Genomic DNA, 10,218 nt, shown 5'->3' with positions numbered 1-10,218 from the left:
ACAACCTGATCATCGCGAGGCGGCTGCTCATGATCAACAGAGCCCCGTCAATACCCTGACCAGCCACGATCAGCTAAGTGCGGCTGCCCTACTAGATCGGATTCGGCCACGCCGACCACGGCGGCCCTACCGCGCAAGCTCATGACGACACCTCCCGGAATACGGCGACGGGTTGCCCGTCCTGTTCGATCACGACGAACCCGACGCGAGACCCGATGACGACCCGGTCGGCATCGACGCCCTCAACCCGCGACATCATCCGAAAACCCTCGTCCAGATCGATCAGCGCAACGTTGTGCGCGCCATCCCGGCTCCGCACAGCGGTAGTGGAGTAGACGGCTCCGAGCCCGCTGCTGCGCTCCCACTCCAGCTCATCGCTACCGCATCCCGGACACAGCACCCGAGGTGGGAACACCGCGCTCGAGCACTTCCCGCAGTGCTGAAACCGCAGCTCACCGGCCGCCAGTCCCGCCCGGAACACGACCTCGGGCGCCACCCCGACAAGAGGCGTCACTTCACTCATCCCTCCGCACCTTCCTTGGATTCACACCGACGTCGTCGCCTCTCCTCGCCCGTCAACCGGACACACCCCGGCGAGTCGTCCCCCGACACACCGGAACCTGTGGACAACTTCCGCGATTTCAGACGTCCAATTTCCATTGAAATCGCACGCCGATCACCCGGTCGGGGACATCGCGGTCAGGTCCCGACAGCAGGTGTCCGGGGCCGGTGGAACCACAGTTTCAATTGAAACTGTAAATTCCACCCACGGCCGATCACAGTTTCAATTGAAACTGTGATCCCTCGGGGGCGGGAGAGGGCTGTTGGGGGCACGGTCGATTAGTCCGATGGGGGCAGCATTGCGAGGCAGTCCACGGCGGTGGCGCCTTTGCCGATCTCGTCGAGCAGTAGTGGATTGACGTCGATTTCGGCGATGTACTCGGCGAGGTCGTGGGCCAGCCAGGACAGGCGGGCGACCGCATCGGCCGCAGCGTCGAGGTCTCGTGGTGGTTTGCCGCGCACTTCGCCGAAGAGGCGGTTGCCGCGTAGTGACAGCAGTAGGCGCTTGGCGGCGTTGGGATCGAGCGGGGCGACGCCGACCTGGCTGTCGGCGAGGACGTCCACCAGAACACCGCCGAATCCGACCACCACGACCGGGCCGAACGCGGGATCGTGCTTGATGCCCACGATGAGTTCGGTGCCGCCGCCAGCCATCCGCTGCACCAGCAGTCGCGCGTCGGGATCACCGGCCGTGTGGGCGATGTCCAGCAGTTCGCCAGCCACCGCACGGATTTCCGCGTCGTTGGTCAGGTTCAGTCGCACCCCGCCGATGTCGGACTTGTGCCCGATGCGGTCGGAGAGCAGCTTGACCGCGACCGGACCGCCGAGGTTGTGCGCGGCCGCCACCGCGGCATTGGGTGTGGTGGCGGGGAACGCCCCCGCGCAGGGGATGCCGTAGGCGGCGATCAGGCGGCTCGACTCGTGCTCGTCGAGTTGGGTGCGGCCCTGCTTCCGGACGTCCTGGACGATCGCACGGACTACCTTGTCGTCGATGTCGTCCGGGCGCTCGGGTGCGGGCAGCGGCGGGCGCAGGCTGAAGTCCGCGAGCTTGCTCAGCGCCGCGGCCGCCCGGCCAGGGTCGGTGAAGCACGGGATGCCCAGCTCCTGCAACCGCCGGCGGGGGCGTCCGCTGCCGCCGGTCCACACCACCACCAGCGGACGGTCGGTGGCCCGGAATGCCTGCTCGATCGCGTCGATCAACTGCGCGGACGCGTTGTCGGCGTTGCCCAGCAGCACCGCGATCATGTCGGTTCCCGGGTGCTGCACGGCGACCTCCAGGCCGCGTCGCAGCAGGCCCGGGTCGCTGATCAGCGTCGCGGTCAGGTCGATCGGATTGCGCGGTGAGCCGTAGGACGGGATCACCTCGGCCATCCGCTGCTGCCAGTCCTCCTCCCACTGCTGCACCACCAGGCCGTTGTTGCTCGCGACGTCGGCCATGAGCACACCGGCACCACCGGACAGCGACAGCGTGCTCAGCCGGCGACCACGGGTGCGCCGCCCGTTGGCGAACACCTGCGCGGTGTCGAGCAGCTCCTCCTGCCCGGCGAGCCGGACGATTCCGTGCTGGCGGGCCGCGCCGTCGAACACGGCGTCCTCCCCGGCCAGCGACGCGGTGTGCGACTGGGCCGCGCGCGCTCCGGCCTCGGAACTGCCGACCTTCACCACCAGGATCGGCTTGTCCAGTTCGTGCGCCCGCAGCGCCACCGACATCAGCTCGTGGCCCCGGTGTACGCCTTCGAGGTAGGCCATCAGCACCTCGACCCCGTCGGTCTCCAGCAGCCCGCCCAGCACCTCGGCCACCGACAGATCGGCTTCGTTGCCGGTGTTGAGGAAGTGCGAGATGCCCAGCCCGGCCTGCTGCGCCGCGCTGAAGATGAACGTCCCGAAAGCGCCGCTCTGGCTGACGAAAGCCACCGGCCCGCCGATCAGCTCGGCGCTCTCGTCCATCGCCGAGGTGAAGGTCGGCATCGCGCGGTCGCGGACGTTGAACATGCCGAGGCAGTTCGGCCCCAGCACCCGGATACCGGTCTCGGCGATGACCTCCTCCAGCTGCCGCTGCAGCTGCTCACCGCGCTCGCCGATCTCGGCGAAGCCGGACGCGCCGACGATCGCGGCCGGGATGCCGCGCGCGGCGCAGTCGCGCAGACCGTCGACGACCTTGTCCGCGGGCAGCATCACCATGGCCAGATCGATCTCACCGTCGATCTCGTCCAGGCTGCGGTAGGCGGGCAGGCCCTGGACCTCCGCGCGACGGGCGTTGATCGGCAGCAGGCGACCGGTGTAGCCGAACCGCTTCATCAGCTCGATCGGTCGCCCGGACAGCTTGATCGGGTTGTCCGAGGCGCCCAGGACGGCGATCGACCGCGGGTGCAGCAGTCGCTGGATCGCGGAGTTGGCGACCACAGATTCCTCCTCGCAGCGGGAACGGGTGGAGTGCTCGGGTCAGGTGAACTGGCGGAGGAGCTGCTTGGCGATGATCAGCTTCTGGATCTCGCTGGTGCCCTCGTAGATGCGGAAGACCCTGGCGTCGCGGTAGAAGCGCTCCGCCGGAACCCCGCGCATGTAGCCGGAACCGCCGTGCACCTGCACCGCCCGGTCGGCCACGCGGGAGACCATCTCGCTGCAGAACAACTTCGCGCACGAGGGAGCCAACCGGGTGTCGGCGCCGGAGTCGTACTCGCGCGCGGCCTCCAGCACCATCGACCGCCCCGCGTAGTACTCCGCCTGCGATTCCGCCAGCAGCGCCTGCACCAGCTGGAACCGGCTGATCGGCTCGCCGCCCTGCTCGGCCTGGGCGGCGAAGCGCACCGACTCCTCGACGATCCGACCGGCCAACCCGACGCAGATGGCCGCGATGTGCAGGCGACCGCGGGTCAGCGAGGACATCGCGGCGCCGAACCCGATGCCCTCCTCACCGCCGACGAGCGCCGTGGCCGGCACCCGCGCGTCGTCGAAGAACACCTCGGCGGTGTGCGCCCCGGCCTGTCCCATCTTCGCGTTCGGCGGCCCGATCCGGACCCCGTCCAGCCCGGTCTCGACCAGGAACACCGAAATGCCCTTGTGCGCCTCGACGTTCGAGTCAGTCCGCGCGAAGACGACCAGCACATCGGCGTGCGGAGCGTTGGTGATGAACCGCTTCGCCCCGGACAGCACGTACTCTCCCCCGCTCTCGGCTTCGCTCGAGCGGGAGGTGCCCCCCTCATCGCGTACCGCCTTGGTCCGCACCGAGCTCGGGTCCGAACCCGCGCCGTCCTCGGTGAGCGCGAAGGAGGCGATCGCCTCCCCGGCGGCCAGTCGCGGCAACCACCGCTGCTTCTGCTCCGCGGTGCCGTACTTGACGATCACCTGACCGGCGATGCCGTTGTTGGTGCCGAACATCGACCGGAACGCCGGGACTGCGTACCCCAGCTCCATCGCCAACCGGACGTCCTCGCTCATCGACAGGCCCAGCCCGCCGTGCTCTTCCGGCAGCGCGAAGCCGAACAACCCCATGTCCGCGGCGGCTTCGCGCAACCGCTGCGGGATCGCATCGGTCCGCTCGATCTCGTCCTCGGCGGGCACCACCTCGTCGCGGACGAAGTCGCGCACCGTCCGCAGCACGTCGTCGAACACGTTCGGATCCATCGCGCCACCAATCACTCGTCACTTGTTCGAACCGTTGCGATTTCCGGGACTTCCGCAACCGCACGCGCGGAGCGGGTCAGCAGGATTCGGACGCCCACCAGCGACATCAGCACGGTGACCAGCGCCCAGCCGATCACCGGCAGGATCGAGCCGAAGCTGGTCAGCAGCAGTTGGCCGATCATCGGGGTGGTGCCGCCGAGCAGCGTCCCGGCCAGGCCGTAGGACAGCGAGATCGCCGTGTAGCGCACGCGCGCCGGGAACGCGTCGGCCAGCACGCCGGCGAGGATCGAGTAGAACATCACGTGCGGCAGGGTCGCGGCCACCATGCCCACCACCGACCACCCGAAGCTGCCGGTGCTGATCAGCAGGAACATCAGCGGCATCATCGGCAGTTCGGCGATCAGCAGGATCGTGACGATCTTGCGGGTGCCGAACTTGCTGGCCAGCACCGCGCCGAAGGGCTGCACGAAGAACTGCACGATGCTGGCGATGAGCACCACGCTCATGAACGTCTCGCGCTGGAAGCCGAGTTCGTTGGTCGCCCACGACACCGCGAAGGTGTTCTTGAAGTACGACGCGGAGAACACGATCGCGCAGGCGAACACGCCGAGCACCACGAGTCCGGTGTGGTGGCGGAAGGTGTCCACCAGCGGGAACTTGGAGACCTGCCCGGTTTCCTTGAGCTTGGTCAGCTGGGGCGACTCCTCGATGCTCAACCGGATCACCAGGCCTAGCACCACCAGCACCGCCGAGGCCAGGAACGGGATGCGCCAGCCCCAGCTGTAGAAGTCTTCGTCGGGCAGCTGCGCGACGAGGGTGAAGGCCAGCGAGGACAGGATCTGCCCGGACGGCGAACCCTGCTGGGCCCAGGAGCCGGAGATGATGCTGCGGCCCTTCGGGGCGTGCTCGGTGGCGATGAGCACCGCGCCGCCCCACTCGCCGCCGACGGCCAGGCCCTGCACGACGCGCAGCAGCACCAGCAGGATCGGCGCGGCGATGCCGATCGTGGCGTAGGTGGGCAGCAGGCCGATGCCGACGGTGGTGAAGCCCATCAGCAGCAGGGTGATGATCAGCGCTTTCTTGCGCCCGACCCGGTCGCCGAGGTGCCCGAAGATGATGCCGCCCAGCGGGCGGGCCAGGAAGCCGACCCAGAACGTCGCGAACGACACCAGCACGCCGATCGCGGGGGTGACCACGGGGAAGAACAGCTTGCCGAACACCAGCGCGGAGGCGGTGCCGTAGATGTAGAAGTCGTACCACTCGATGCTGGTACCGACGAACGACGCGATACCCGCCTTGCGGCCCATTCTCTCCTGTTCGGAAAGACGTCTCATCGCATTGGCTCCGTCTCCACCGAAGGCGGGCGCCTGCCGGATTGCAGGGCGAAACCCGTTGGTGCACCGGCTTATTCACCATCGCGGCGGTCGGGGCCCGCGAGCGCCGCACTGCGATCCCGGTGCCTCGAAGCTAGGTCAGCGAATGTGTTCCGTCTAACACCAAAATCGGCTAGGTTTGATTCGGCAGCGCGACATTATGCGCGTTGACCTGGGCAAAGCCCCTCGTGGTCGGGAGGTCGGGCTGTGGAGCTGCGCCACCTGCAGGCGTTCATCGCCGTCGCCGAGGAGCTGAACTTCCGGCGCGCGGCGGTCCGGTTGCACATGTCCCAGCCGCCGCTGTCCCAGCAGATCAAGCGCCTGGAGCATGAGGTCGGGGTACCGTTGCTGCGGCGCACCACGCGGCAGGTCGCGCTCACCGCGGCAGGGGAGGCGTTCCTGCGCGAGGCGCGAAAGACGCTGGAATCAGCGGAAGCCGCGCCGAAGTTGGCCCGGCAGGCCGCGGCCGGGGAGATCGGCGTGGTGCGGCTCGGCTTCAGCGGGCAGACCTCGTACCAGGTGATGCTGTTGATCGTGCGCAAGTTCCGGGAGCGCTACCCGGACGTGCGCTTCGACATCGTCAGTCCGCTCTACGGCGGCGAACTGGTGGACCGCATCCACCAGCAGGAGATCGACGCCGGACTGCTGCGACTGCCGGTGCCGATCGAGGGGCTGAGCGTGCGGGAGCTGGAGCAGCACCAGCTGGCGGTGGCCCTGCCCGACAACCACCGCCTGGCCGACGGACGCAGCGTCGGGGTCGCCGACCTGCGCGACGAACCAGTGATCAGCTACCCGACGAATCGGGGCTCGGTGGTCAACCAGTTGGTGCAGGCCGTCTGCCTGCGCCACGGCTTCAGTCCGAACTTCGTGCAGGAGGCGCCGGACACCCACACCATCCTGTCCCTGGTGGGCGCGGGTTCCGGCGTCGGCCTGGTTCCGGCGACCGCAGCGCACCTGAAGGTGCCGGGCGTGGTGCTGGTCCCGGTGCACGACGCGCCGCCGGTGCCGCTGGCCTTGGTGTGGCGCGAAGGCGACGCGAACCCGGCGCTGGCCGGGTTGGTCGGTCTGCTCGACGAGGTCGTCGCCGAGCTCTAGTGCTCGTGAGCCCAGCGCGCCACGTATGTCCACTGTGGATTTTCTGACGAGTTCGCCGTAATTTTCCGGGAAATCGCGAAGTGTGGTGCAGTCCACTCGCGGTCTGCGTAACTCCGCCGCGGTGCGCGGCGACAAGCACGGTGGACAACCGGTCAACGCTGATCGGTCCGAACATCTGAAGAAGGAGGTCTCTGGTGGCTGCCGACCGACCGGAGCGTCGGGCTTGGTGGATCTGGAGCGCGGCGGTGATCGCCTATCTCGCCGCGGTTTTTCACAGGGGCAGCTTGGGGGTTGCCGGAACGCAGGCGCTGGACCGCTTCGACGTCGGTCCGGCCGCACTGAGCGCGTTCACGGTACTGCAGGTCGGCATCTACGCCGGGATGCAGATTCCCACCGGATTGCTGGTGGACCGCTTCGGTTCCCGCCGGGTGATCACCGTCGCGGTGGTCCTCCTCGGAACCGGGCAAGTTCTTTTCGCCGTCGCCGACACGTACTCGTCGGGTTTGGCGGCCCGCGCGGTGCTGGGTCTGGGCGACGCGCTGATGTGGGTGAGCATTCTGCGGCTGGTGGTATCGCACTTCTCCGCCCGCCGCTACGCACTGGTGGCAACGGTGTCCAGCGCACTGGGGGCGCTGGGGGGTGTTGCGGCCACGTTCCCGCTCGCGATGGCGTTGCAGAACCTGGGGTGGACCGCGACGTTCCTGCTGGTGGGTGTGCTGACACTGGGGTACGCGGCGGTGACCGGAACGGTCGTGCGCGACGTGGCGCCTGCTGGTGGTCAGCCGCGCCGCAGCGCGCCGGTGTTCCAGCAGGTGCGCAACGCGTGGTCGGTGCCGGGCACTCGGCTGGCGTTCTGGACGCACTTCTGCACGTTGTTCGCTTCCGGTGCGCTGACGCTGCTGTGGGGCTTCCCGTACCTGGTCAACGGGCTCGGGGTGCCGGCGTCGACGGCTAGCGTGCTGCTCAGCCTGCTGATCATCGGCCAGGTCGTCGGCGGCCCGGTGGTAGGCGCGCTGATCGGTCGTCGGCCGGAGTGGCGGATGTGGATCGTGATGGGTTATCTGGTGGTCAACGCGCTGTCCTGGGTGGTCCTGCTGGGTTGGCCGCAGGGGCACCCGCCGATCGCGGTGATCGCGACGACGTTCTTGATCTTCGCCTTGGGCGGCCCGGTTTCGTCCGTGGCCATGGTCCTGGTGCGCGACTTCAACCCGGTGCACCAGGTCGGCACCGCGACCGGCCTGGCCAACGCCGGTGGTCACTCGGCGACGGCACTGGGCGTGCTGTGCGTGGGCCTGGTCCTGGACCTGGCGCAGGGCATGCCGAACGGCTCGGACTACCGGGTCGCGATGCTGGCCCTGGTGGCGCTGCTGCTGTTCGGCGCATCCCGGACGGTGGTGTGGTGGCGCCGCGCCCGCGCGGAGGTCTTCGCGGCGGAAGAGCGAGGCGAAGGAGTCCCGGTGCTCCTCACCCGGCACCGCTGGGACCTCCGAATCCAACGCCAAGCAGTCCCGGCGTAACCCGACCAGGTGGGGCGCCTTCCGTCGATCAACTCGGCGAAAGGCGCCCCACCTGCACTTCGCCCGGCGGTCCCCTCGGTCAGGGCAGGGCGTTGATGAGGTTCGGGATCGTGGTCTTTCTTCCGGTGTAGAAAGGGGTTTCGGTTCTCACGTGTCTTCTTGCTTCCGTGGCTCGGAGGTGTCTCATCAGGTCCAGGATGCGGTGGAGGTCGTCCGATTCCAGGGCGAGGATCCACTCGTAGTCCCCGAGCGCGAAGGCCGCCAGCGTGTTCGCTCGGACATCCGGGTAGCCGCGGGCTTGCATGCCGTGTTCGGCGAGCATCGCCTTGCGGTCGGATTCCTGGAGCAGGTACCAGTCGTACGAACGGACGAACGGGTACACGCAGAGGTATTCGCGTGGCAGTTCCCCGTCAAGAAATGCGGGGATGTGGCTCTGGTTGAACTCCGCGGGGCGGTGCAGGGCGAACTGGCTCCAGACTGGGGTCGACGCCTCGCCCAGCGGCGTGCGGCGGAACCCCTGGTAGGCGGCTTGGAGCTGTTCGGCCCTCGTGGCGTGCCACCAGATCAGGTAATCCGCGTCGGCTCGGAGACCGGCCACGTCGTACACGCCGCGCACCGAAACCCCGCTGACCGCCTGCACTTCCGCCAGGTAGTCATCGGTTTCCCGGATGGACGCCTGCCGATCGCGCGGCAGCCGTCCAGCGCTGCGGAACACCGACCACCCCGTGTACCGGATCGTCGCGTTGAGTTCGCGGATCCGGGCTGCCCGGGAACCAGCGGAACTGGTGGGGGCGTGCCGGTCCGGGGTGCCTGGTTCGTCGTCCATCGAAATTCCTCCGGATGGTGCTGAGCGCCGTTACTTCTCGCCCGATTCGATGCTGTGCGTGATCGTCTTGCCGGTGAGGCTCAGGTGCGATTCCCGACGCATCCGTTCGGCGTACTCCGGGTAGTGCAGCTCGAACGCCGGGCGCTCCGAACGGATCCGGGGCAGCTCGGTGAAGTTGTGCCGCGGCGGCGGGCACGAGGTGGCCCACTCCAGCGAGTTGCCGTAGCCCCACGGGTCGTCGACCTCGACGACCTCGCCGTAGCGGTAGCTGCGGAACACGTTGTAGAGGAACGGCAGCATCGAGGCGCCCAGGATGAACGCGCCGATCGTGGAGATCGTGTTCAGCATGGTGAAGCCGTCGGTCTCCAGGTAGTCGGCGTACCGACGCGGCATGCCCTCGTTGCCCAGCCAGTGCTGGACCAGGAAGGTGCCGTGGAAGCCGATGAAGGTCAGCCAGAAGTGCAGCTTGCCCAGCCGCTCGTCCATCATCCGGCCCGTCATCTTCGGGAACCAGAAGTAGATGCCGGCGAAGGTGGCGAACACGATCGTGCCGTAGAGCACGTAGTGGAAGTGCGCCACCACGAAGTAGGTGTCCGTGACGTGGAAGTTCACCGGCGGAGAGGCGAGCAGGACACCGGTGAGCCCGCCGAAGAGGAAGGTGACCAGGAAGCCGACGGTGAAGATCATCGGTGTCTCGAAGGTCAGCTGCCCCTTCCACATGGTGCCGATCCAGTTGAAGAACTTGATCCCGGTCGGGACCGCGATCAGGAACGTGGTGAACGCGAAGAACGGCAGCAGCACCGCACCGGTCGCGTACATGTGGTGCGCCCACACCACGATCGACAGGGCCCCGATGCCCAGGGTCGCGTAGACCAGTCCGGAGTAGCCGAAGATCGGCTTGCGGCTGAACACCGGGAGGACCTCCGAAGCGATGCCGAAGAACGGCAGCGCGACGATGTAGACCTCCGGGTGGCCGAAGAACCAGAACAGGTGCTGCCAGAGGATGACGCCGCCGTTGGCCGGGTCGAAGACGTGCGCGCCCAGCTGCCGGTCGGCCAGCAGGCCCAGCAGCGCGGAGGTCAGGATCGGGAACGCCATCAGGATCAGCACGCTGGTGACCAGGATGGTCCAGGTGAAGATCGACATCCGGAACATGGTCATGCCGGGCGCCCGCAGGCAGACCACGGTGGTGATCATGTTGACCGCACCGAGGATCGTACCC

At 67.9% G+C, this 10,218-nt stretch carries 8 protein-coding genes; 2 read left to right on the top strand and 6 right to left on the bottom strand.

The window, feature by feature from the left end; all coding sequences use genetic code 11:
* Positions 1-139: 139 nt before the first annotated feature.
* The 4 genes from ACWCO2_RS36165 to ACWCO2_RS36150 all read right to left on the bottom strand — a co-directional run bounded on the left by ACWCO2_RS36165 (position 140) and on the right by ACWCO2_RS36150 (position 5,519).
* Positions 140-523 carry a Zn-ribbon domain-containing OB-fold protein gene (locus ACWCO2_RS36165; RefSeq protein WP_450132311.1) on the bottom strand — a complete coding sequence of 128 codons (384 nt, stop codon included), beginning with the start codon at positions 521-523 and terminating at the stop codon, positions 140-142.
* A 317-nt stretch (positions 524-840) separates the two neighbouring features.
* Positions 841-2,964 (bottom strand): acetate--CoA ligase family protein, encoded by a 2,124-nt coding sequence (locus tag ACWCO2_RS36160; protein ID WP_450132310.1) that lies wholly within the window; start codon positions 2,962-2,964, stop codon positions 841-843.
* A gap of 39 nt (positions 2,965-3,003) precedes the next feature.
* Positions 3,004-4,185, bottom strand: coding sequence for an acyl-CoA dehydrogenase family protein (locus ACWCO2_RS36155; RefSeq protein WP_450132309.1), 1,182 nt, complete (start codon positions 4,183-4,185; stop codon positions 3,004-3,006).
* Between the two features lie 11 nt (positions 4,186-4,196).
* The gene (locus ACWCO2_RS36150; protein WP_450132308.1) at positions 4,197-5,519 is read right to left on the bottom strand and encodes an MFS transporter; all 1,323 of its coding nucleotides are present in this window, start codon (positions 5,517-5,519) and stop codon (positions 4,197-4,199) included.
* A gap of 246 nt (positions 5,520-5,765) precedes the next feature.
* Here ACWCO2_RS36150 and ACWCO2_RS36145 point away from each other — a divergent pair, with 246 nt between their 5' ends.
* Entirely contained in the window at positions 5,766-6,653 is an 888-nt protein-coding gene (locus ACWCO2_RS36145; RefSeq protein WP_450132307.1) for a LysR substrate-binding domain-containing protein, read from the top strand.
* Between the two features lie 194 nt (positions 6,654-6,847).
* On the top strand, positions 6,848-8,170 hold the full coding sequence (locus ACWCO2_RS36140) for an MFS transporter (protein WP_450132306.1): 1,323 nt from the start codon (positions 6,848-6,850) through the stop codon (positions 8,168-8,170).
* Between the two features lie 79 nt (positions 8,171-8,249).
* On the opposite strand, the gene hemQ is transcribed toward ACWCO2_RS36140, so the two are convergent.
* Positions 8,250-8,996, bottom strand: coding sequence for a hydrogen peroxide-dependent heme synthase (gene hemQ, locus ACWCO2_RS36135; RefSeq protein ID WP_450132305.1), 747 nt, complete (start codon positions 8,994-8,996; stop codon positions 8,250-8,252).
* 30 nt (positions 8,997-9,026) lie between these two features.
* The coding region (locus ACWCO2_RS36130) for a cytochrome c oxidase subunit I (RefSeq protein ID WP_450132304.1) at positions 9,027-10,218 on the bottom strand (1,192 nt) is incomplete at its 5' end.

The sequence above is a fragment of the Saccharopolyspora sp. NPDC002376 genome, from assembly GCF_053593195.1.
The sequence above is the reverse complement of the archived record's forward strand: the minus strand, read 5'-3'. Positions and strand labels throughout refer to the sequence as shown.